At 63.6% G+C, this 22,973-nt stretch carries 15 protein-coding genes; 5 read left to right on the top strand and 10 right to left on the bottom strand.

Annotation, left to right across the window (positions count from 1 at the left end):
- Positions 1-6: 6 nt before the first annotated feature.
- Positions 7-2,022, bottom strand: a complete 2,016-nt coding sequence (locus tag GX444_20510) for a response regulator (protein NLH50965.1) — start codon at positions 2,020-2,022, stop codon at positions 7-9.
- A gap of 657 nt (positions 2,023-2,679) precedes the next feature.
- Here GX444_20510 and GX444_20515 point away from each other — a divergent pair.
- The 4 genes from GX444_20515 (at position 2,680) to GX444_20530 (ending at position 12,026) form a co-directional block, all read left to right on the top strand.
- On the top strand, positions 2,680-5,277 hold the full coding sequence (locus tag GX444_20515; protein ID NLH50966.1) for a hypothetical protein: 2,598 nt from the start codon (positions 2,680-2,682) through the stop codon (positions 5,275-5,277).
- A gap of 11 nt (positions 5,278-5,288) precedes the next feature.
- Positions 5,289-7,877 (top strand): hypothetical protein, encoded by a 2,589-nt coding sequence (locus GX444_20520; protein NLH50967.1) that lies wholly within the window; start codon positions 5,289-5,291, stop codon positions 7,875-7,877.
- A gap of 298 nt (positions 7,878-8,175) precedes the next feature.
- Positions 8,176-9,957: a type IIA DNA topoisomerase subunit B gene (locus GX444_20525; protein NLH50968.1), complete on the top strand. Its 1,782-nt coding sequence runs from the start codon at positions 8,176-8,178 to the stop codon at positions 9,955-9,957.
- 5 nt (positions 9,958-9,962) lie between these two features.
- Positions 9,963-12,026 carry a DNA gyrase/topoisomerase IV subunit A gene (locus GX444_20530; GenBank protein ID NLH50969.1) on the top strand — a complete coding sequence of 688 codons (2,064 nt, stop codon included), beginning with the start codon at positions 9,963-9,965 and terminating at the stop codon, positions 12,024-12,026.
- On the opposite strand, the gene GX444_20535 is transcribed toward GX444_20530, so the two are convergent.
- The 8 genes from GX444_20535 to hisG form a co-directional block, all read right to left on the bottom strand.
- Positions 12,020-13,099, bottom strand: coding sequence for a M20 family metallo-hydrolase (locus GX444_20535; protein NLH50970.1), 1,080 nt, complete (start codon positions 13,097-13,099; stop codon positions 12,020-12,022). The two genes, GX444_20530 and GX444_20535, sit on opposite strands and share 7 nt — an antisense overlap.
- A 110-nt stretch (positions 13,100-13,209) precedes the next feature.
- A complete protein-coding gene (hisD, locus tag GX444_20540) occupies positions 13,210-14,475 on the bottom strand; it encodes a histidinol dehydrogenase (protein ID NLH50971.1) in 1,266 nt (421 codons plus the stop codon).
- A complete protein-coding gene (gene hisE, locus GX444_20545; protein NLH50972.1) occupies positions 14,472-15,734 on the bottom strand; it encodes a phosphoribosyl-ATP diphosphatase in 1,263 nt (420 codons plus the stop codon). The genes hisD and hisE overlap by 4 nt, the downstream gene beginning before the upstream one ends.
- On the bottom strand, positions 15,731-16,486 hold the full coding sequence (gene hisF, locus GX444_20550; GenBank protein NLH50973.1) for an imidazole glycerol phosphate synthase subunit HisF: 756 nt from the start codon (positions 16,484-16,486) through the stop codon (positions 15,731-15,733). Before hisF ends, hisE begins: the two co-directional genes overlap by 4 nt.
- Positions 16,480-17,094 carry an imidazole glycerol phosphate synthase subunit HisH gene (gene hisH / locus GX444_20555; protein NLH50974.1) on the bottom strand — a complete coding sequence of 205 codons (615 nt, stop codon included), beginning with the start codon at positions 17,092-17,094 and terminating at the stop codon, positions 16,480-16,482. Before hisH ends, hisF begins: the two co-directional genes overlap by 7 nt.
- Complete coding sequence (gene hisB, locus GX444_20560) at positions 17,091-17,681, bottom strand: imidazoleglycerol-phosphate dehydratase HisB (protein NLH50975.1); 591 nt, start codon at positions 17,679-17,681, stop codon at positions 17,091-17,093. The genes hisH and hisB overlap by 4 nt, the downstream gene beginning before the upstream one ends.
- Positions 17,678-19,408: an aminotransferase class I/II-fold pyridoxal phosphate-dependent enzyme gene (locus GX444_20565; protein NLH50976.1), complete on the bottom strand. Its 1,731-nt coding sequence runs from the start codon at positions 19,406-19,408 to the stop codon at positions 17,678-17,680. The genes hisB and GX444_20565 overlap by 4 nt, the downstream gene beginning before the upstream one ends.
- A gap of 11 nt (positions 19,409-19,419) precedes the next feature.
- A complete protein-coding gene (hisG, locus tag GX444_20570; GenBank protein NLH50977.1) occupies positions 19,420-20,295 on the bottom strand; it encodes an ATP phosphoribosyltransferase in 876 nt (291 codons plus the stop codon).
- A 486-nt stretch (positions 20,296-20,781) separates the two neighbouring features.
- On the opposite strand from hisG, the gene GX444_20575 reads away from it, so the two are divergent.
- On the top strand, positions 20,782-22,002 hold the full coding sequence (locus tag GX444_20575; GenBank protein NLH50978.1) for a hypothetical protein: 1,221 nt from the start codon (positions 20,782-20,784) through the stop codon (positions 22,000-22,002).
- A 107-nt stretch (positions 22,003-22,109) separates the two neighbouring features.
- Here GX444_20575 and GX444_20580 read toward each other — a convergent pair whose 3' ends face one another.
- On the bottom strand, positions 22,110-22,970 hold the full coding sequence (locus tag GX444_20580; GenBank protein ID NLH50979.1) for a protein-glutamate O-methyltransferase CheR: 861 nt from the start codon (positions 22,968-22,970) through the stop codon (positions 22,110-22,112).
- Between the last annotated feature and the right edge of the window lie 3 nt (positions 22,971-22,973).

Raw genomic sequence — 22,973 nt, forward strand, 5'->3', positions numbered from 1 at the left:
CGGCTTCTATTCCTTGGTCAGTACTTCACGGATTTTACGGGCCAGCGCCGGCGGCGAATAAGGTTTTTCCATAAATCGGATGCCCTCGCGCAACACCCCATGTTGCGCAATGATCTCCTCCGAGTATCCCGAGGTGTACAAAACTTTCAACCCCGGCTGCCGGGCCGTCAGCTTTTCGGCCAACTCGTAGCCGTTGATGCCGGGCATGATCACATCGGTCAATAAAAGGTCGATCTCACGGCCATGGGCCTGGTAGACCGTCAACGCTTCCTCTCCCGACGCCGCCGACAACACCCGGTAACCGAGACCCAGCAGCATGCGAATCGTCGGCTCGCGGACCACGGCTTCGTCCTCGACGACCAAAATCGTCTCGCTTCGTCCGGTCGGGGTCGCCTCCTGCTCCGTCGGGCTGGGCGGTTCGGTGGCCGCGGTCGGAACCAGGGGGAAATATAGCGTGAAAACCGAGCCCTGACCGGGCGTCGAGGAAACATCGATAAAGCCGTGGTTCTGCTTCACCGCGCCATACACCATGGCCAGCCCCAGACCGGTGCCTTTGCCGACCGGTTTGGTGGTAAAGAAGGGTTCGAAAATATGGGGGCGCGTTTCCTCATCGATCCCGCAGCCGGTGTCGCGCACCCGCAGAACCGCGAATTGTCGATCGCTCGCCGTTTCTCCCAGGCTGGCGGGCAGACCTGTCACCAGATCCGAGCTGATGATCAACTGCCCGCCTTCCGGCATGGCGTCACGACCGTTGATCGCCAGATTGATCATGATTTGTTCGATCTGTCCGGGATCCGCCTTGATCCATAACGGTTGCCGCGCGGCAAAGAGCCGCAGTTCGATGTCCTCGCCGATCAACCGGCCGACCATTTTATGTATCCGCCCAACCAGTTCGTTGAGATCGAAAACCCGCGGTTCGATGATCTGCTTGCGCGAAAAGGCCAGGAGCTGCCGGGTCAAACCGGCGGCGTTCTCCGCGGCCCGGTTGATTTCCTGAAAGGTCTCGTTCAGCGGATCGCGCGGATGCAGCTTCATCAAGGCCAGACCGGCGTGGCCGATGATTCCGGTCAGCAGATTGTTGAAATCATGCGCCACGCCGCCGGCCAAACGGCCGATGGCTTCCATCTTTTGCGATTGGCGCAATTGTTCCGCCAGTTTTTCCCGCTCTTTTTGCGCCGCCTTGCGTTCCGACATATCGATTCCGACGCCGATTATGAAGGGCGTGCCGTCCAACTCGACGCGCAAACCCGTCAGCAGATACGGAATGGTCTCGCCGTTTTTCCGGATCAGCTCGACTTCGATCTCCGCCGTCCCTTCAGTCATGGTTTTCCGGATCCGCTCCGCTAGAAAATCGCGATCCCGCGGCCGGACAAAATCCATGGCGGTCATTTCCCGTAATTCCGCCGGTGAGTAGCCAAGCACCGTGGCATGTTTCAAATTCCAGCGAATCAAGCGCATTTGGGTATCGTACATGTAGAACAAGCCCGGCAGGCTGTTGATGATATGTTCGGAAAGTCGGATTTCACGCGCGAGGTCCGCTTCGGCCGCCCGCCGTTCGACGATTTCCCGCCGGGATGTTTCCAAGGATTCGTCCAGCAGCCGCAAGGTGTAATTCAGCGTGGTGGTGGTTAAAACCAGGGCGATCGTCAGAATCGCCCAGCGCGACAACGGCGGCGCGGGCAATAATTGCGGAATCGGATGACCGAAGTAGTCGGTCAGGAAAATGACCAACCCGAGAATAATACTCAAAATCGCCATGTAAATTGCCGCCCGATGGCCTAAAAGAAGCCCGGTCAATACGGTCATGGCAATCAGGAAAACCAGATTGGCGCTGTACAATCCGCCGGAGAAGACGATATTGCACCCGAAGATGATGAAAAGACCGGCGATCAACAACCGGCTGGCGCCCCGCACCCATCCGCGGACCATCATGCCGCGAGCAGAAAAAACGATGCCAAAGAGCACCAGGACGATGAGCGCGCTGACCAGTTTATCGGCAAAGAAAAAGGGAACCCCGATCAATAGGGCGACACATAAAATAACGAGCATAAAGGATAACAGGTAATTTAAGATAAAGGCGGTACGGGTTTTCTCTTCGTCACCCGGAAACATTGGCGGCCGAAAAAAACGGTCGAAACGGAAGTTCATGTTTTCTATCGTACGCCTTCGACAACAAACAGCAGATAACCTGACAGACAGCCGGCGCTTATCCAAAAACCTGTTTTTATACCATCCTTATTTTTCCCCTTTGTATCACTTATCGATTGTCTCCGACAAATACATTATTCATTTCACCGGAAAATCGACAAATAGTATAAAAAAACCGCCTTTTCTCTCTGGTATTGGAGAATTCCCGCCTCGTTTGGGAAGGTTTGAATCTTGCCCCGGCAAACAGATATTTCTTGCCTGCCAAAATGGAAGAGGTTATGGTAAATCTCAGTCGACGGATGTGAGTATCTTTTTGTCCTGCTGCCGGCGCCCCTTCAAAAAGGGGGCAATAATTGGGTATCGCCAACGCGGCTGAAAAACGCTCTTTTACCGCCCGCGATCATTGCGACGGCGCTTCAATGGTCGCTCTTCGTTTCAAACATTCGCCAATAACGAGTTATTTATATGTTCATTCGTACCTTTTCCTTACCGGAAGCCAACTACCAATCATTCCCACAGGGAGGGCCTGAAATGACCCGATCCATTACCCGCTGGAGCGTCGGTTTACTGCTGCTGGTCGCCTTGTCCGTTTTCGCCGCCGGCGGTTGCGGATGCGACGATGACGACGACGCCGGCGGACACGATGACGGCACGCCGCCGACGGCGACCATCGAGCCGGAAGCCGGACTGTTCAACACCCCGGTGGAAGTGACCATCACGGCCGAAGACGACCGGACGACGGATCCTTACATATTATTCACGCTGGACGGCAGCGAGCCCTCGACCGATAAAACGGCCGGCGGCACGATCCGCGCGATCAGCCCCGTCACCTTGACGCTGTCGCAAAATACCAACGTCACCTACCTCGCGATGGACGGCAGCGGCAATGCCGGTGAAATCGCCGTGGCGGAATACAAAATCGACAGCCTGCCGCCCGCGGTGACCGCCAAACCGGCCTCGGGTGTCTACGGCGCCACCCAAAGCGTCACCTTGGCCGCCTACGATGACAACGGCGGCACGATCACCATCTATTACACGCTGGACGGGTCGGACCCGGAGATCGGCGGCTCCACCGAGGGTTCGACGCTCATCGGCACGGCGCCGGTGACCGGCATCGAAATCGCCGCTCCGACCGAAATCCGCTATCTGGCGGTGGATGCCGCGGGCAACGCCGGCGAGATCGGCAGTGCGACATACGTGATCGACGGCACCCTGCCCGACGTCATCGCCGAACCGGCGGGGCGGGTATTCGGGGGCGAGATCGAAATCACCCTGACGGCCACCGACGATCTGACCGCGGCGCCGCAGATCCTCTATACCTTCGACGGCACCGAGCCTTCGCTCGACAGCTCCACCACCTATCGCGTCGCTTCGCCGGTCGTTCTGACCGCCACCCAAACCACCACCATCATTTATACGGCGGTGGACGAGGCCGGCAATTCGCCGACGCCCAAGGTGGATCTCTACACCCTCGATTCGAGCCCTCCGGTCGGCAGTGTTTCCGCCGCCGGCGGTGTCTATCCGGACGTGCTTTCGCTCACCCTGTCCGCGACCGACAATTACAGCGCCGCGCCGCTCATTTATTACACCCTCAATGGCGCCGAACCTTACCCTGGTCAGGACGGCACGTTGTTCGGCCCTTCGCCGATCGAGGGCATCGCCGTCACCGCCGATACGGTACTGAAATTCTACGCGATGGATGAAGTGGGCAACCGCGAGACGACCCATACCGAAAATTACCGGATCGATAGCCTCGGCCCGACCGTTATGGCCTCGGTGCCGGGCGGTATTTACACCGCGGCGCAGACCGTCACCCTGACCGCCGCCGACGATCTGCCCGGCGCGTTGACGATCTATTACACGACCGACGGCTCGACGCCCGTCCCGGGCGGTGCCGGAACGGTCGCCGGCCTCAGTCCGGTGGCCGGAATCGTCATCGACGCCGCCACGACTCTTTCCTTCTTCGCCCGCGACGCCGCCGGCAACGACGGCCCGCTTGGCGTCGAGGTCTACGTGATCGATACCCAGGCGCCGACCGTCGCCGCCGCGCCCGCCGGCGATCTTTACAACGCGGCGCCGACGGTGACGATCGCGGCGACCGACGACGTAAGCGCGGCGCCGGTGATCTATTACACCTTGGACGGCAGCGTCCCGGAGCCGGGCGCCCCGGGAACCTATCAAGGCGTAAGTCCCGTCGCGGGGCTGGTCATCCCCGCGTCGGCGACGTTACTCTTCTACGCGGTCGACGAGGCCGGCAACGAATCGGCGCTCGGCGACGAGGAATACCTGATCGACAATCTGCCGCCGAGCGTGACGTTCGATCCGGCCGGCGGCTATGTCAGCCACGCGTTCTGGGCGACGGTCACCGCGACCGATGACCTCGCCGCGCAATGCACGATCTATTACACGACCGACGGCAACGATCCGGTGGTCGGCTCGTCGCCGCAAAGCCCCTCGCCCCTCGAAGTGTACGTCAGCGGCGCGCTCACCTTGAAAGTGGTGGCCGTCGACGAGGCCGGCAACGGCAGCGGCATCCTGACACAGGTCTACGGGCTGGATACGACACCGCCGACCACGATGGCCAATCCGCTCGGCGGCGTCTACGCCACCCCACAGGCCATCACGCTGACCGCCACCGACGCGCACACGGCGCAGCCGCGTATTTACTATACCCGCGACGGCAGCATCCCGATCCCCGGCAGCACTTGGACCTACAGCGGGCTCAGTCCGGTGACCGGCATCACCTTCCAGGCCGGGGCGACGTTCGTGTTGCGCTTCATGGCGGTGGACGACGCGGGCAACATCGAGTCGGTGAAGACCGAAGTCTACAACCCGACCATGCCCTCCTCATCAGCTTATCCGCCCGGCAGCACGGCCATCGGTTGCCTGTCGATCGCGATCATCGGCTCCGACCCCTACGATCCGACGCCGACCATTTTCTACCGGCTCAGACACAACGGCGGTTCCTGGAGCGCTTACACATCCGGCCCTTCGCCGTACGTCGTCAGCCTCTGCGGCGACAACAATTACGTCAACGGCACGGATACCTGGGACCTCGAGTACTACGCGATAAACCAGTGGTTGGTGGCGCAATCGCCGCACAAAACCGAAACCTATTTGTTGTACTAGGAGGCCGCGCCATGAAAAACAACCACTCTCGCCCGACCGAAAAAACGACCTTCCGTTCGTCGCGGACCGCCTGGCTGGCGGTGCCGTGCGGCGTAGTCCTGCTTTCCCTGCTCGTCCTTTTACCGCTGCTGGGCGGCGGCATGGGATGCGGCGACGATGGCGGCTCGGGCGGCGGCCACAAGGATCGCACGGCGCCGGATACGCTCGGCATGGTTCCGGAAGGCGGCGTATTCAAAGAACCGGTGGCCGTCACCCTCTGGGGCTCGGACGCCGGCGGCAAACGGGTTTTTATCTATTACACGCTCGACGGCACCGAGCCGAAAAAGCTGGCCGGCGGCGAGTATTCGGGCTTCCGCGTGCTTTCGCCCGCCCATCTGGAAATCAACCAATCGCAGACGCTCACCTTCATCGCGGTGGACGAACGCCATAACGCCAGCGCGCCGCTCGCGGCGGATTTCGTCATTGACGGCGCGGCTCCGACCGTCACCGCCGATCCCGCGGCCGGCGTCTACGGCGCCGCCCAAACCGTCGTCCTGTCGGCGATCGACAACACCGCCGGCCCGTTAACGATCTATTACACGCTGGACGGCTCCGAGCCGCTGATCGGCGATCCGCTGACCCTGACCGGCCTCAGTCCGGTGGAAAATCTGCTGGTCGAGGCCTCTTCCGAAATCAAATATTTCGCCGTCGACGCCGCCGGTAACATCGGCGCGGTGGAAACGGCGACGTATGTGATCGACCCGAACATCCCCAACACGCTGGCCAATCCGCCCTCGCGCACGTTCCAGGACACGATCACCGTCGTGTTGACCGCGACCGATAATCACACCGCCAACCCGACGATCTATTACACCCTGGACGGCACCGATCCAGTGATCGACATCGGCGGCGACGATGACGACGATACTACGCCCGGCGACGATGACACCGCGGGTGACGACGACGACAACGATACCAAGGCGTCGCTGGATGACGACGCTTCGCCGACCCCGGCGGATGATGACGACGATGATGACAACGACACCACTCCGGGCGACGACGACAACGACACTACTCCCGGCGACGACGACGATGATGACGATGACGACAACGACACTGTTCCGCCCGGCGGAACGATCAGCGCCCCGTCACCCGTCGTGCTCGAACTGAGCGCCACCACCGTGCTGAAATTCCGCGCGGTGGACGAAGCGGGCAACATCGAACCGGTTCGCACCGAAACCTACACGCAGGATCTGACCCCGCCGACGACCGCGATCGCTCCGGCGGCCGGCGTTTACGGCGAACCGCTGACGGTCACCCTGACCGCCACCGACGACATCGGCGACCCGGCCAACACCGTCACGATTTATTACTCGCTCGACGGCGTGCCGCCCTTCCCCGGCGCTCCCAACACGTTGGCCGGTCCGTCGCCCATTGCCGATATTCCGATCAACAGCGAGACGACCCTCGGCTTCTTTGCGATGGATTCGGCCGGTAATCTGGAAGTTCCGCAAAGCGCCGTTTACGCCATCGACACGACCGGACCCAGCGCCGTCGCGGAACCGCGCGGCGGCACTTACGCCGGTTCGCAAAACGTGGCCCTGACCGCCACCGACGATTACGCGACGACCGTCACGCTGTATTACACCACCGACGGCACTCTCCCCGTTCCGGGCCAGGGCAACACGGTTTCCGGCGCCAGCCCGTTGGCGGTCACGGTCGGCGACGGTCTGACCCTGACCTTCTTCGCGCGCGACGAATTGGGGCACGACAGCCCGGTCTACGTCGAAACGTATTGCATCGACGCGGCCGCGCCGGTCACCGCGATCGATCCCGCCGCGGGTTTGTACGCCGCGCCGGTTTACCTCACCCTTTCCGCGGCCGATGATTGCGACGCGCACCCGAACCTCTACTACACGCTGGACGGTTCGACGCCCGCGATCGGCGGCCCAACGACGATTCACGGCGTCAGCCCCGTGCAACATCTGCCGATCGTCGAAACCACCGTGTTGCAATATTTTGCGGTGGATCAGGTCGGCAACGCCGAGGCGATCCAGGCGGCGACCTTCACCATCGATACCGTGCCGCCCGAGGTTGCGGCCAATCCTTCGGGAAGCCCCCATGCGGCGGCTTTTCCCGTCACCTTGACCGCCACCGACAACCTGGCCGGCACCCTGACCGTTTATTACACGACCGACGGCTCGACGCCGACGGCCTCGTCACCGCACGGCGTTAGCCCGTTGACTATCAACGTGTCGGCCGACACCCTGCTGCGCTTCGCGGCGCGCGACGCGGCGGGCAATTGGAGCGTCGTGGCTTCCGAGCAGTACTACATCGACACGACCGCGCCGGTGACGACGGCTTCGGCACCCGGCGGCATCTATCCGTACGAAATTCTCGTCAACCTGATCGCGACGGATAACCGCACCGGTCAGCCGACGATCTATTACACGCTCGACGGTTCCGTGCCGACGCCCGGCGGCGTCACCACTTTCAGCGGCACGAGCCCGATCGACGGCGTCTGGATCCACAACCCGGGCACCACGGTGCTGCGCTTCCGCGCCCGCGACGAGGCGGGGAATCTGGAAGCGACGAAGACGGAGAATTACGTGATTAATTGAACCGTAAAGGGGAAACGGTGTAGCAGCCGTTTCCCCTTTTCCAGCGTTTGCCGGCCCCGCTTCATGATTATTTTCCATATATATAATTATTTTTATCACACTCCGGACACCCTTGGTAAAAGTTCATCAGTCATCCATTACTTGACGTTTTGGCTCATTCGTGGCACTAAATATTGAATTTTTCGCACAAAGAGAGGAAGCCTTGGTTAGCAAAAACGGACCCGGCAGCCTCGCCGACTACACCGAGGAACACGTCCGCAGCCTGGACTGGAAAGAGCATATCCGGACTCGGCCGGGCATGTACATCGGCAAACTCGGCGACGGTTCGCAATACGATGACGGTATTTATGTGCTTTTGAAGGAAGTCATCGACAACAGCGTCGACGAATTCCTGATGGGCGCCGGCAAACGCGTGGCCATCGAAATCGACGGCAAGACCGTCACCATCCGCGATTTCGGCCGCGGCATTCCCCACGGCAAGGTGGTGGAATGCGTCGCCAAGATCAACACCGGCGCCAAGTACGATAAGGGCGCCTTCTACCGTTCGGTCGGTCTCAACGGCGTCGGCACCAAGGCGGTCAACGCCCTGTCCGAGTATTTCCTAGTCGAATCCTACCGCGAGGGCGAGGTCAAACGCGCCGAATTCCGCCGCGGCGAACTGGTCAAGGATAGCAAGGTGCAGGCGACCGCCGAGCGCAACGGCACCCTGATCCGCTTCGTCCCCGATCCGGAAATTTTCAAGAGCTTCAAGTACCGCGCGGAGTTCATCCGCGAGCGGCTGCAACTGTACGCCTACCTCAATCGCGGTCTGAAGTTGCAGTTCAACAACGAGACCATCGCCAGCGACAACGGCCTGGCCGATCTGCTGGCCAAGGAAGTGGGCGACGAGGGGCTTTACCCGATCATTCACGTCGTCAGCGACGAGATCGAATACGCCGTCACCCACACCAACAACTACGGCGAATCCTACCTGTCGTTCGTCAACGGCCAATACACCCACGACGGCGGCACGCACCAGGCGGCGTTCCGCGAAGGCGTGCTGAAGGCGTACCGCGAGTTCTTCAAGAAGGAATTCGACGCGGCCGACGCCCGCGGCGGCGTGGTCGGCGCCATCCTGGTGCGCATCCACGAGCCGGTGTTCGAGTCGCAGACCAAGACCAAACTCGGCAGCGCGATGGTCACGCCCGAGGGCCCGCCGCTGCGCGGCTGGGTGATCGATTTCGTTCGCGACACGCTGGAAAAGGAGCTGCACAAGAACCCGGAAACGGCGAAAATTCTGCAGCAGAAGATTCAGCAGAACGAGCACGAGCGCAAGGAATTGGCCGGCATCAAGAAGCTGGCCACCGAGCGGTCGAAAAAGGCCAACATCCACAACAAGAAACTGCGCGACTGCAAATTCCACTTCAACGACGCCAAGGACGGCCTCCGCGAACTGACGCAGATTTTCATCACCGAGGGCGACAGCGCCTCGGGCAGCCTCACCAAGTCGCGCCGGCCCGAAACCCAGGCCGTCTTTGCCTTGAAGGGCAAGCCGCTCAATACGTTCGGCCTGACGCGCAAGGTCGTCTACGAAAACGAGGAGCTCAACCTCCTGCAGCACGCGCTCGGGCTGGAGAACGAACTGGACGGCCTGCGCTTCAACCAGGTGGTCATCGCCACCGACGCCGACGTCGACGGCATGCACATCCGCCTGCTGCTGCTGACCTTCTTCCTGCAGTTCTATCCGGAACTGGTGCGCAAGGGGCACCTGCACATTCTGCAAACCCCGCTCTTCCGGGTGCGGAACAAAAAGGAAACCCGCTACTGCTACTCGGAAGCGGAGCGCAACCGGGCCGCCGCGGAACTCGCCGGTTCGCCGGAAATCACGCGGTTCAAAGGCCTCGGCGAGATTTCCCCCGAGGAGTTCGGCCAGTTCATCGGCGAGAACATCCGGCTCGACAAGGTCGAATGGTTCGCCGGCGCCCACCTCAAGGACATCCTGGCCTACTACATGGGCAAGAACACGCCCGAGCGGCGCGAACACATCATCAAGAACCTGATCCTCGAACCGATCGACCGGGTCGAGGAAGCGAAAGCCTGAGATCCATGACCGGAAAACGAACCAAGAAGAACAAGGGCCAGGGCGAGTTGCCGCTGGCGCCCGCCGACTTCACCGGCAAGCTGACGATCGAGGACACCTATCGCGATTACTTTCTGCAATACGCCTCCTACGTCATCACCGACCGCGCGATTCCCGACCTTGCCGACGGTTTCAAGCCCGTGCAGCGGCGCATCATGCATTCGTTGTGGGAAATGGACGACGGCCGCTATCACAAGGTGGCCAACGTCGTCGGCCATTCGATGCAGTACCACCCGCACGGCGACGCGTCGATTTACAGCGCGCTGGTCGGCCTCGGCCAGCAGGATTTGCTGATCGACACCCAGGGCAACTGGGGCGATCCGGTGACCGGCGACTCGGCGGCGGCGGCCCGTTACATCGAGGCGCGGCTGACCAAATTCGCCAAGGAAGTGCTGTTCGCGCCGCACCTGACCGAGTACAAAAAGAGTTACGACGGCCGCCGCAAGGAACCGATCGTCCTGCCGGCGCGCTTTCCACTGTTGCTGCTGATGGGCGCCGAGGGCATCGCGGTCGGCCTCTCGACGAAAATCATGCCCCACAATTTCCTCGAAATCATCGACGCGGTGCAATCGTACCTGCGACAGGAGCCGTTCGAGCTATACCCCGATTTCCCGACCGGCGGCCTGGCCGACATCGGCGGCTACAACGACGGCCGGCCGGGCTCGAAGGTCAAGGTCCGCGCCCGGCTGGAAAAAAGCGACGGCAAGACGATCGTCATCCGCGAAATCCCCTACGGCACGACGACTTCCTCGCTCATCGATTCGATCATCGCCGCGGGCGACAAGGGCAAGATCAAGCTGTCGCACATCGAGGACAACACGGCCGCCGCGGTGGAAATCCACGTCACTTTCCAGCGCGGGGTCGAGATGGACAAGGCCATCGACGCCCTCTACGCCTTCACCGAATGCGAGGTCAGCCACAGCCCCAACGGCATGATGATCGTCGACGGCAAGCCCGAGACGATGGGCGTGATGGAAATGGTGGCGCAAGGAGCCGATCAGACCAAGGCCCTGCTCAAGGCCGACCTGGAGCACCAGCTCGAACAGTTGGAACTGCGCTGGCACCACAAGAGCCTCGTGCAGATCTTCATCGAAAACCGGATCTACCTGCGCCTCGAAAAATGCACGACGTGGGAAGCCGTTCTGGCCGAGATCGACCGCGGCCTCGAGCCCTTCAAGAAGACGTTGCGCCGCCCGGTCGGCGCGGATGATCTGGTCATGCTGACGGAAGTGAAGATGCGCCGCATCAGCGCCTGGGACGCCGAGCGCGCGCGGGAGGAACTGCTGGCCATCGACCGCGAGATCAAACAGGTCCGGCGCAACCTGAAAAACCTCGTGCCGTACACCATCGAATGGTTCGACCGCCTGCGCGAAACCTACGGCCAGGGCCGCGAGCGCAAAACCGAACTGACGACCTTCGACGCCATCAAGGCGATTCACGTGGTCGAACGGACCGAAAAACTCTACGTCGACCGCGAAAACGGCTTCATCGGCACCGACCTGAAAAACGCCGAGGAACTCGGCCCCTGCTCGTCGCTCGACGACGCGCTGGTCGTGCTCGAAAACGGCAACATGACGGTGGTCAAGGTGGCGGCCAAGGTCTACGTCGGCGAGAAGATCGTGCACGCGCGGGTCTTCACGCCGGCCGACCGGGAAACGGTCTTCAACCTGATTTACGAGGACATCCTCAGCGGCAAGGCCTGGGTCAAGCGGTTCACGGTCGGCGGTGTGACGCGAGAAAAAATGTACAACCTGGGCCGCAACGCCAAGAAACCCAAGATTCTCTTCTGCGAACCCGGCGCCGAGGCGTTCGTGCACATCAAGCTGCGCAAGAAACCACGCATCCGCACCGATCGGTATTTCAACTTCACCGAATTGCTGGTCAAAAACCGCGACGCGGGCGGTAACAGTCTCAGCAAGCACAAGATTTCGTCGGTGCGGGCCATCAGCCAGACCGTGTTCAACAACCATGCGGCGGAAGCGGATCAGGCCGACAACGGCGGCGGGGCGGACGAGGAAAACGGTCAGTAATCGTCGGGGGAATCCAGCCGCATCAGGCAGGTTTTCGCCAGGCGGATATAGCCGACGACCCCGCGCTCGAAGGCCTCCAGCGCGATTCGCTCGCCGGCGCCGTGCGCGAGCGCCGGGTTGCCGGGCCCGACCTTGATCGCCGGCACGTTCAACTCCTCCAGAAACGCCCAGTCGCCGCTCTCGTCGGAGGCGTAAACCCGCGCGTCCGGCAGCGCGGCCCGAGCCGCGACGACCAACGGTTCCGATTCCGGCGTTTCACACGGCGACCAGCGATCCGAGAGCACCCGCAACTCCGACGCGACGGCGCCGCGGAGGATCTCGAGCACTTCCTCGTGGTCGTATTGCTGGGTGACGCGGATATCGAGCAGCGCGTGCGCCGTCGGCGGCGTCACGCTGTCGGCCACGCCGGCGACCAGCCGGGTCGGCGTGATTTTCACCCGGCCCTGTTTTTCATCCCGCCGTTGGAAGCGCAGATCGCGCAACGTCTGCAGGTCGCGCAGCAGCGCATGAATGGCGTTTTCGCCGCTCGCTCGCGAGACGTGACTGCGCTCGCCGCGCGCCGTGAGTTCCACCATCATCAAGCCGACCTGCGACGCGGCGATCTGCATCTGCGTCGGTTCGCCGACGATGCCGCCGTCCAGGTGGCCGATCGTCCGCAGCAGGCGCGGTAGGGACGGGTCGTTGCCCTCGCCGCCGATCGACAAGGCGCCGACGATCTGGCCGCGCGGCAGGCCGCCGCGCGCGTAAAAGCCGAAAGTCGCCAGAATGGCGGCGCAGGATGCCTTGGCGTCGACGACGCCGTGGCCGTAAAGGTGGGTCTCGCTGGCCGGCGCGCCGACGGGCGACCGGGCCCATCCTTCGCCGGCGGCGATCGTATCCAGATGGGAGCAGAACAACAGCGTCGGGCCGCCGACCTCGCTTTCGACCCGAAAAACCAGGCCGTCCGGGGATACTTCCGGCCGCAGGTCGAGCGCCTCGCAAAGCGCCGCCGTTTCCCGGATGATCTCGGCCTCCGCGCCGGTTTCGCTGGGCGTGCGAACCAATCGGGTCAGAATTTCAAGCGGCTCGATCACCGGCTGCCCCCTCGATTGGTTGCTGGCGCTGTCGCAGCAGTGTAACGCATTTTCGAACGGCGAAAAAATACCTTTCCCGCCAAGGGGTGACCATCATCGCGGCGCCGCAATCACCGACGCCGGGTTTCCGCCGCGCGCGCGTGCGCGGCCAGCCCTTCCAGCCGCGCCAGGGCCGCCGCATCCGCCGTCAGTTCACGACGATCGGCTTCGGGATCGATCGCCATCCAGGTACGGACCCGCAAGAAATGGAAGACCGACAAGCCGCCCACGAACCGCGCCGTGCCGCCGGTCGGCAGCACGTGGTTCGGCCCGAAACCGTAATCGCCGAAGACCTCGGCGCTGGCCTCGCCGATGAACAGCGAACCGTAATGCCGCAGCCGGGGAACGAGCGCCCACGGTTCGGCCGCCAGTAATTCCAGATGCTCCGGGGCCAGTCGGTTGCAAAGTGCGACGCCGGCCTCCAGGTCGTCGACGAATACGTAAAAACCGTTTTGCAACGCCGCCCGTGCCGTCGCCGCCGTCGGCAAATCCGCCAGTTGCCGCTGCAGTTGGACTTCCACTCCCGCCGCCAGCGTTTCGCTCGTCGTGACCAGGATCGGCCAGGCGTCCGGATCGTGTTCGGCTTGCGCCAGCAAATCCGCCGCCACGCGCACCGGATCGGCGGTTTCGTCGGCCAGAATCAACAGCTCCGACGGCCCGGCCAGCATGTCGATCGCCGCGCGACCGAAGACGAGCTGTTTCGCCGCGGTCACCCAGCGGTTTCCCGGTCCGACGATCGACTCGCAGGGCGGCGGCCCGCCGACGCCGAAGGCCAGCGCGGCAATCGCCTGAGCGCCGCCGACCGCCAACAGGGCGTCCGCCCCGGCGATCGCCGCCGCCGCCAGAACTTCCGGCGACGGCCGCGGCGAAGCCACCCAGATCTCGCTTACCCCGGCGACGCGGGCGGGAATGACGGTCATCAGCACCGAGGACACCAAGGGGAAACGGCCGCCGGGCGCGTAACAACCGGCCCGCTCGACCGGCGCCACGGTATGTCCGGCGCGACCTTCCGGCAGCGACACCGTCAAATCCGCGAAGGAACGCCGTTGCGCCTCGGCAAAATTGCGAATCCGCGCGGCGGTGCGTTCGAGCAAGTCGCGAGTTTTCGGGTTCAGCCGGTCGGCGGCGGTGTCGAGTTCCGCGCGCGAACGAACCAATGGCTCGGCCGCCTGCAGATCGCCCAGGCGCACCGCCTGCCCACGCAACGCGGCTTCGCCGCCCCGGCGCACATCGTCCACGATCGCGGCGGCCGCCGCCAAGGTCGGGGCATCGACGGGTTCGCGCGCCTGCCGGACGACGTCCGCGGCGGCCATTCGCCGCAGGATGACCTCGCTCATTTCCCTTTCCCCTTCTTATCCGGCCGGCGTGTCACGCGTCCGGCCCGGCCGTCCAAAACGGTTTCCACCTCGGCCAGCGTGACCCCGCCGCGTGCCATGGCGGTCAGCGTAAAATAGAACACATCGGCCGCCTCCCAGGCGATTTCATCCGGCGTTTTCGCCTCGGCCAGTTCGCGGGCTTCCTCCGCCAGCTTCGCCGCCAGCAATTCCGGATCGGCCGCCAGCCGCTGCGTATACGAGCCTTCGGGCGCTTCGCGAAGACGCGACGCCAACCGGCGCGACAGTTGAGACAGCCCGCCGTCCTCGCCCCAACAGGTGCGCGTGCCGCGATGGCAAAAGCCCTTGCCCTTTTGCCGCACGGTGAACCGCAGCGCATCGCGGTCGCAGTCCGCGTCGATCCGCACCAGTTCCTGCGTATCGCCCGAGGTCGCGCCTTTCACCCACCGGCCGCGCGAACGCGAGTGATAAACGCCTTGCGCGGTGCGCAGCGCCTCGCGCAGGCTTGCGCGATCCGAGTAAGCCAGCCCCAGCGCGATGCCGCTCTCGTCGACGATCACCGTCGGCCACAAGCCGTCGGGGCGATCCGAACGCAACGGCGCGGCGAACGCGTCGGCCAGCTCCATCCGGCCCGTATACAAGGCCATGCCGACCTGCGCGTCGATGTCCAGGCGGTCCAACGCCGCGACTTCCTCCAGCGTCGTCACCCCGCCGGCGATCGTCAGGCGCGCGGCGCCGATTTCCTCGCGTAGCGCGGCGACGCGGTCCAGCTCGATGCCCCCCAGTCGTCCCTCGCGCTCGACGAAAGTGACGAGAAAACCGCCGACCAGGCCGCGCAATTCCCGCAACCGTTCCCGGATGGTGGCGCCGGTTTTTTTCCGCCAGCCTTCCACCACCACCTCATCGAACTCGGCGTCGAGCGCCGCGACGACCCGTTCCGGGGGCAGTTCGCGGAGCACTTCCGGCACGGCGGCGGTGCCCAGCACCACCTTCGTCGCGCCGTCGTCCAACCAGCGCCGGGCGGTGTCCGCATCGCGGATGCCGCCGCCCACCCGGCAAGGCGCCAGGCGCAGCAGTTCGCGAATCAACTCGCGGTTGTCGCCGCGGCCCAGGGCCGCGTCCAGATCGACCACGGCGATTTCGCCGACCAGGCCGAACGCCTTCGCCAACGGGCGCGGATCGCCGGCATCGAGTTTTTTTTCGCGACCGCCGACGAGTTGCACCGTCGAACCGTTCATCAAGTCGATCGAAGGAATGATCATCGCCGCACCTCCACGCCCTGCTCGGCGAGGTAATCTTTCAACTGCGCCACGGTGTATTCGTTGTAATGAAAAATCGACGCGGCCAGCACGGCGTCGGCGCCCGCCGCCAGCGCTTCGTACAATTGGCGCGGCGTATCGGCGCCGCCCGAGGCGATGACCGGCACGTTGACGGCGCGAGCCACGGCGCCGACCAATTCCAAATCGTAACCGGTGCGGGTGCCGTCGCGGTCCCAACTGGTCAGTAGGATTTCGCCGGCGCCCAGCGCGCAGGCTCGACGGACCCACTCGATGGCATCCAGGCCCGTATCCTTGCGACCCGATTCGACCACTACCTGCCAGCGGCCCGGCGCCGTCAGTTTCGCGTCGACCGCCAGGATCGTGCATTGACGGCCGAAGCGCTCGGCCAGCAGCGACAGCAGTTCGGGCCGCGCGACCGCCGCCGTGTTCACACCGACTTTGTCCGCGCCGGCCTCCAGCAAGGCCCCGGCGTCTTCCACGCCGCGCACGCCGCCGCCGACCGTCAGCGGGATGGCGATTTTTTCCCTGACCCGGCGCACGGTTTCCAGCGCCGTTTTCCGGCCCTCCGGCGTGGCCGAGACGTCAAGCAAAACCAATTCGTCGGCGCCTTGCCGTTCGTAGGCGGGCGCGAAATCCTCGGGCCGGCCGGCTTCGCGCAAATCCTGAAAACGGACGCCTTTGACCACCCGACCGTCGCGCACATCCAGGCAGGGAATGATCCGCCGGGTCAGCATGTCTCGCCTCCCGCGCCCAACCAACGGCGCAGCAAATCCAGGCCCCATTGTCCCGACAGTTCGGGGTGGAACTGGCCGCCGATCACTGCCCCTTTTTCAAGCGCGGCGACGAAGCGGCCGCCGTGTTCCGCGTAGGCGGCCTGCCAGCCCGACGGGCATTCGGCTAGGCGATAGGAGTTGGCGAAGTAGGCGAATCCCGCCCGCAACAGACGGCAACCTTCGTCCGGCGCCACGTTGTTCCAACCCATCTGCGGCACGCGCACCGTATCCGGAAACCGCCGGACAATCCCGGGAACGACCCCCAGTCCCGCCACGCCCAAATCTTCGTCACTGGCATCACACAGCAGTTGCAAGCCCAAGCAGATCGCCAACGTCGGCCGCCCGGCCGAGACCCGCGCCCGTAGCGGCGCAACCAGGCCGTCATCGGCCAGTTGCCGCATACCCGCGCCGAACGCGCCGACGCCCGGCAGCAACAGGTGCGAGGCTGTTTCGATATCTCGCGGCTCGTTGCTGACCCGCGGCGCCGCTCCGGCCCGCCGCAACCCGGCCAGGACCGACGCCAGGTTGGCGACGCCCGTCCGCACCACGATGACTTCCGGCCCGGTCATTCGAGCACCCCTTTGGTGCTGGGAACCGCCGTGCCGCCGTCCCGCGCCACCGCCTGCCGCAAGGCCAGCGCCAAAGCCTTGAACGCCGCTTCGGCCCGGTGATGGTCGTTGGCGCCGCGCAATACGTCAACATGCAGCGTCAATCGCGCCGCCGCCGCGAACGAATGCAGGAAATGCGTGATGTTTTCGCCGGCCAGGTTGCCGATCGCCTCGCGTTGCAGTTGCAGTTCGACGACGGCGAAAGGCCGGCTGGAAATATCCACCACGGCCCGGGCGAGCGCCTCGTCGAGCGGCGCATAAGCCGATCCGAAGCGCGCGATGCCGCGCCGCTCGCCCAGAGCTTCCGCGAACGCCGTGCCGAGCGCCAGGGCGCAGTCCTCGACGCTGTGGTGATCGTCGACTTCCAGATCGCCCCGGCAGGCCAGATTCAAATCGAAACGGGCATGGCGCGCCAGGCTGTCGAGCAGATGATCCAGAAAGCCGATGCCGGTCCGGATCTTGGCCTGCCCCTCGCCGTCCAGGTTCAGTTGCAGCGTGATGTCGGTTTCCTTGGTCGTGCGTTGCACGGTGGCGCGACGTTCGGTCATGGCAAAATCTCCTTCAATTCATCGAGGGAAGTCAGAACCCGCGCGGCACCAGCCTGGTGCAGCGCGGCCACGGCGGCGTCCGAACGGGCATAGGCCGGCAGGAAGCCGACCGGCACGACACCCGCCGCCCGGGCAGCCCGCAGATCGTCGCTGGCATCGCCGATCAGCCAGGCCCGCCGGACCGACATTTTTTCCAACGCCAGCCGCACCGGCGCCGGGTCGGGTTTCAGCGGCGCGTCCTCGCGGCAGATCACCGCCTGAAAGCGGCGCGCCAGACCGTGCCGCTCCAAAAATCGCCAGGCATCGGCGCGCGGCCGGCCGGTCACCACCGCCAGCGGCACTTTCGCCGCCAGTTGGTCCAGCAGTTCCGGCGCGGGCAAGAGGGTTTCCCGCGTCCACAGGCCGGGCGATTCCAGCGTTCCTTGGTATAGCGCCTCGAAGCGCTGGGTCACCTCGTCGAGCGAGACCTCGACGCCGTGCCGCTGCAGCAGCCTGCCGGTCAGCTCCCAATCGTCGTTGGCGTCGGGCTCGAGCTTCGCCGCCGCGATCTCGTCGCGCTGGATCGTGACGCCGTAAAAATCCAGCACTGCCTGCATCACCGCGCGATAGGATTGCGAGACGTCGGCCAGCACGCCGTCCAGATCGAACAGCAGCGCCTCGGGCGCCAGCACCGCGTGCAGCGCCGTTTGCAACCGCCGGAAATCCGCTTCGTCGCTCGGACAGGTGATCCGCAAACCGGCGGGGAAATCCCCGTCGGGCGGAATCCAGCGCACGGCGATGCCCAGGCCGGCCAACGCGTCGCGCGCCCACCGCGGATCGGCGCAATGCGCGAAGACGAAATTGCCCTGGGAAGGCAACGGCCGCGCGCCCCATCGCGTCAGGTCGGCCTGCAATTCGGCGCGCTCCTGCCGCACCCGGTCGACGGTCGCCGCGACCGCCGCGCGCCCCTCACGCAGCCAGCGCGTCGCCAGCGTCAATGACAGGTTGGAAACCGGATATGGGCCGCCGCTGACGCGCAAAGGAGCGATCAAATCCGCTGGGCCGATCGCATAGCCGACCCGCAGACCCGCCAGTCCCCAAGCCTTGGAGAAGGTAAAGACGGTGATCGCGTTGGGCAGCGCGAAAACGGTTGACCGCAAATCGACCTCGGCAAAATCCGCGTACGCCAGATCGACCAGCAACACGGCATGCGGCGCGGCTTCGGATATTCGCCGCAAATCGTCGGCCGCGACCACACCGCCGGTCGGGTTGTTGGGGCTGATCGCCACGATCATTCCCGTCCGCTCGGTCACCGCCGCCAGGGCTTCCGCGGTCGGAAAGGCGAGTTTCGTCCAGGGCACGCGCACGATCCGGCCGCCGCTCAACCGGGCGAAAACCGCCGCCATTTCGAACGTGGGGACCGGCAGGACGACTTCGCGATCCGGCTGGACGAAAACGCGGCAACAACGATCGATGGCGTCGTCGCCGCCGGCCGTGACCAGCACCTGCTCCGGCCGCACGCCGTGGTACGCCGCCAAGGCCGCTTCCAGTTCGTGGGCGCGAACGTAACGATTCATCAATTCCGGGCCGGCCTCAGCGAGCGCGCGTAACAACCCCGGCGGCGGCGCCACGCCCTCGTTGCTGTCCAATTTCAAATCGGTCGGCGCGGGAGCGCGCGGCACGGTATACGCGTACAAGCCATCCAGATTCGGCGAAGGCCGCGGGCGCCGGGAAATATTTTCGTCCATCCCGGCCTCCTTCACGGCACCAGTTGATCGGGCGCGGTCACCACGATATCGGTGCCGCCGTGCTTCTTGATCGCGGGAATCAGGGCCGGCAAATCCCGGCGCGGCACGGCCGCCTTCACCGCGTAAGCCGTCTCGCCGTACAAGTGCGAAATCGTCGGTCGACGCATGCACGGCAGCACCGCGACGATCGCCTCCAACCGGTCGGCGGGCACGTTAATTTCCAACATCACCCGTTCGCGCGCATCGAGCACCGAGCGCAGCAACAGAACGAAACTCTCGATCGCCTCGCGGCGCCGCGGATCGTCGAGCGCCCGCGGATGCGCGTAGAGGCGCGTCGAGGAGGTCATCAGTTCATCGACGATCGCCAGGCGGTTTTCGCTCAAGGTGACGCCCGAAGCGGTGTTGTCGACGATGCAATCGGCGTCTTCCGGCGGAAAGACCTCGGTGGCGCCGTAGGAGCGGACGAACGTCGCTCGCAACCCCTGCCGGCGAATCCAGTCCAGGGTCAGCCGCTCGTACTCGGAAGCCACGACCAGCGGTTGATCCGGCAGGCGGCCGTCCACCAGCAGGTCGGCCGGCGCGGCGGCCACCAGGCGCACCGGATTGAGGCCGGTGTCCAGCAATTCCACCACTTTGGCCTCGAGCTCGGCCACCCAATCGGCGCCGGCGAACCCGATATCCCGCGATCCGACGTGCAACATTTCAATGACGTTTTGCGGCTTGAGCAGCTTGGCCGTGAACCCGGAGAGAGACAGCGCCGGCCGATAATTGCGACCACCCCAATGGACGCGAATCCCCGCCTCGGCCAACAGGGTAATCACCTCTTCCTGCATCCGCCCTTTCGGTAGGGCCAACCGCACCGCGACGCTTCCGAATTCCCGCGACATCCCCAGTTCCTTTCAAAAAAAAACGCCGGCTCGAAGCCGGCGTCGGTGGTGCCAAAACGAATCGCACTCATCCGGCTCCGGCAGCGCCGTGCGAATGATGATGATGGAGAATCAGGTTGCCGAACGATTTCATGGCGGAAACTTAAACTGAAAATCCCGGTTTGTCAAATTTCTTTGCCACCGTGGGGCGACGAATGGCGATTGTCCCCGGTTTCGCCGACCTTTCCCACCAAGTTGACATCCTCCCGGCGGTTTTTTATGTTGACGGCAGGGAAAAGAAAGGGCGCGGCAGCAGCGTCGCTCAGACATAAAAAAAACCCTTTCCATCCATTCGGGGACCGACATCCGCGAGAGCAACCTGACTTCGTGGCGATATTCGTTTTGCGCCCGTGACCATTGGCCCCGAGAAACCCGGCTCATCGACGCACCGACAACCCGACCGCCGGTTGAACCGTCAACCCGACCGATGCAAGGAGCGCCCCGACCATGATCCCGAGGATGAAAGTGCGGGTTCACCACGGCGATGTCGCCAAATGGTTACGAGCCTTGTTCTGGCCGAACCTGGCGCCGGGCACCGTCGTCAATCGTTTTGAAATGAAGTTCGCGGCTTATCTGGGCTGCATGACGGTCCGGGCGACCGCCAGCGTGCGCGACGCGTTCGAACTGGCGCTGGCGGCCCTGGGCGTCAAACACGGCGACGAAATCATCGTCCCGGCCTATTACCGCAGCGACATTATCCCACTGCTGGAAGCGCTGGGCACCAAGCCGGTGACGGTCGACATCGAACCTGACACTTTCAACATCAATCCCGAGTTGATCGCCGCCCGGGTCACCCCAAAGACCAAACTGATCGTCGCGGCGCACCTGTTCGGCGCCCCGTGCAACATCGAGGCGATCCGGCGGGTGGCCGATCAGCGGCGCTTGTTGCTCCTCGAGGATTGCACCGCGGCCTTGGGCGCCGGTGTCAACGGTCGCAAGGTCGGCACCTTCGGCGACGCGGCGATTTTCAGCTTCGAGGTCAACAAACCCTTGCATACGTACGGCGGGGCGTTGATCGCCACCGGCAATCCACGGATCGCCGATTCGCTGCGGAACCAGTTGAAAAATTACGCGCCCGCCAAGCTGCCGTCGCTCGGTAAAACCTTCCTCACCTGGATGAAGGAGTTGGCGATCCGCAGCCCGCTCTTCTGGCTGGTCACCCGGCTGGGACGGAAAAAAACGGCCGCGCGCCCGGCGACGCAAATTTACAGCGGCATCCACCGGCATCTGCTCACCCGGAAAATCACCTACAGCGATTTCCAGGCCCGTCTGGGCATGGAGCGTTTGCGGCTGCTGGATCAACGCAACGCGGAGCTGAATCGCCGGTGGGAGGAATTGGCCGCCAACTTGCCGATCTGGCTGTTGCCGCAAAAACGAAACCGGCACGGAACGCCGGCCTTTTCCGGCTTCGTCGCCCGCTGCCGTCTGAGCCCGGCGGAGTTGAAGCAAGCGGCGATGCACCAGGGTTTTTACGTCGGCGCCGGCAGTTCGATCGAGGAGGATTGCGGCCGGCTTTTGCATTACGGCGATTGCCCGGAAGCGGCGCGGCTTTGCCGCGAGGCGGTGCGGCTGCCCTTGTACGAGGCGCTCAGCGAACGGCAATACCGGCGGCTGCGGAAAGCGATCGAGGAGGTGGAAAAGTCGATTCGCGTGCGGCTGGCGGGATGAACCGCGTCACCGATCGAAACTCATCCCCAGCGATTCCATAAAGCCGATCACCTCGACGGCCCGGCTGATGATTTTGCGGATCATCGCCGAATCGTCAACGCTCGGGATCATCCCGTCGTCCCTCGGGCATTAGTCCGATAGTACAGCGCTCCCTTGTACTCGCCCATCTCGAAATCGGCGGAAAAGCCGGTCAGACTCTCCGCCGAACCAAGGAAAAAGAACCCGCCCGGCAAGAGGATTTGAGCGATTTTACGGAAGAGATCGCGCTTGGCCGCGTCGGAAAAATAGATCGCCACGTTACGGCAGAAAACCAGGTCGAAACGGCCGAGGGTCATGAAACTTTCCATGAGGTTGAACTTGCGGTAGGTCGCCATTCCCTTGATCTTGTCCTCGAGCTGCCAAACCGTGCCGTTTTGCCGAAAGTAGGCGTTCCGGTAGCTTTCGATCATGCCGCGCTCGATGCTGATGCGATCGTAACGGGCGGTTTTGGCCAGCAGCAGGGCCGACGGCGAGATGTCGGTGCCGAGGATCGAAAAACGCGACGGTTGCAGCCAGCCCTCGCCGTATAACTGGCAGTAACGATCGATGATCATCCCGATGGAATACGGCTCCTGGCCGGTAGAGCAGGCGGCGGACCAGATGCGGATTTCCGAGCGGGCGCCCTGGCGCAGCAATTCCTTCATTTGCGGCAGGATCAATTCCTCGAGGATGATGTAGGGGCCCTTGTCGCGAAACCACAGGGTCTCGTTGGTGGTCATCGCGTCGATGATCCGCTCGACCAACACCGGATTGGGTTCGCTTTTCACCTTGCGGTAAAAATCGCCGAAGTTGCCGGAATCGGTTTCCACCAGCAGGCGCGCCAGGCGGCTCTCGATCAGGTATTCCTTGCCTTTTTCCAAGGCGATGCCGCAACGATCCTCGATGAATTTGCGCAGCAGATCGAATTCGTCCGGATTGATCGACGGCATCGG

This window comes from Myxococcales bacterium (assembly GCA_012517325.1).
In the GTDB taxonomy this organism is placed as follows: domain Bacteria; phylum Lernaellota; class Lernaellaia; order Lernaellales; family Lernaellaceae; genus JAAYVF01.

Excerpts from the sequence above, each read along its gene's own strand:
- hisG (NLH50977.1), bottom strand. The coding sequence starts at position 20,295 with ATGTCGCGGGAATTCGGAAGCGTCGCGGTGCGGTTGGCCCTACCGAAA.
- GX444_20575 (NLH50978.1), top strand. The coding sequence starts at position 20,782 with ATGATCCCGAGGATGAAAGTGCGGGTTCACCACGGCGATGTCGCCAAA.
- hisE (NLH50972.1), bottom strand. The coding sequence starts at position 15,734 with ATGATCATTCCTTCGATCGACTTGATGAACGGTTCGACGGTGCAACTC.
- hisD (NLH50971.1), bottom strand. The coding sequence starts at position 14,475 with ATGAGCGAGGTCATCCTGCGGCGAATGGCCGCCGCGGACGTCGTCCGG.
- hisF (NLH50973.1), bottom strand. The coding sequence starts at position 16,486 with ATGCTGACCCGGCGGATCATTCCCTGCCTGGATGTGCGCGACGGTCGG.
- GX444_20530 (NLH50969.1), top strand. The coding sequence starts at position 9,963 with ATGACCGGAAAACGAACCAAGAAGAACAAGGGCCAGGGCGAGTTGCCG.
- hisH (NLH50974.1), bottom strand. The coding sequence starts at position 17,094 with ATGACCGGGCCGGAAGTCATCGTGGTGCGGACGGGCGTCGCCAACCTG.
- GX444_20580 (NLH50979.1), bottom strand. The coding sequence starts at position 22,970 with ATGCCGTCGATCAATCCGGACGAATTCGATCTGCTGCGCAAATTCATC.
- GX444_20525 (NLH50968.1), top strand. The coding sequence starts at position 8,176 with ATGTACATCGGCAAACTCGGCGACGGTTCGCAATACGATGACGGTATT.
- GX444_20565 (NLH50976.1), bottom strand. The coding sequence starts at position 19,408 with ATGGACGAAAATATTTCCCGGCGCCCGCGGCCTTCGCCGAATCTGGAT.
- GX444_20515 (NLH50966.1), top strand. The coding sequence starts at position 2,680 with ATGACCCGATCCATTACCCGCTGGAGCGTCGGTTTACTGCTGCTGGTC.
- GX444_20520 (NLH50967.1), top strand. The coding sequence starts at position 5,289 with ATGAAAAACAACCACTCTCGCCCGACCGAAAAAACGACCTTCCGTTCG.
- hisB (NLH50975.1), bottom strand. The coding sequence starts at position 17,681 with ATGACCGAACGTCGCGCCACCGTGCAACGCACGACCAAGGAAACCGAC.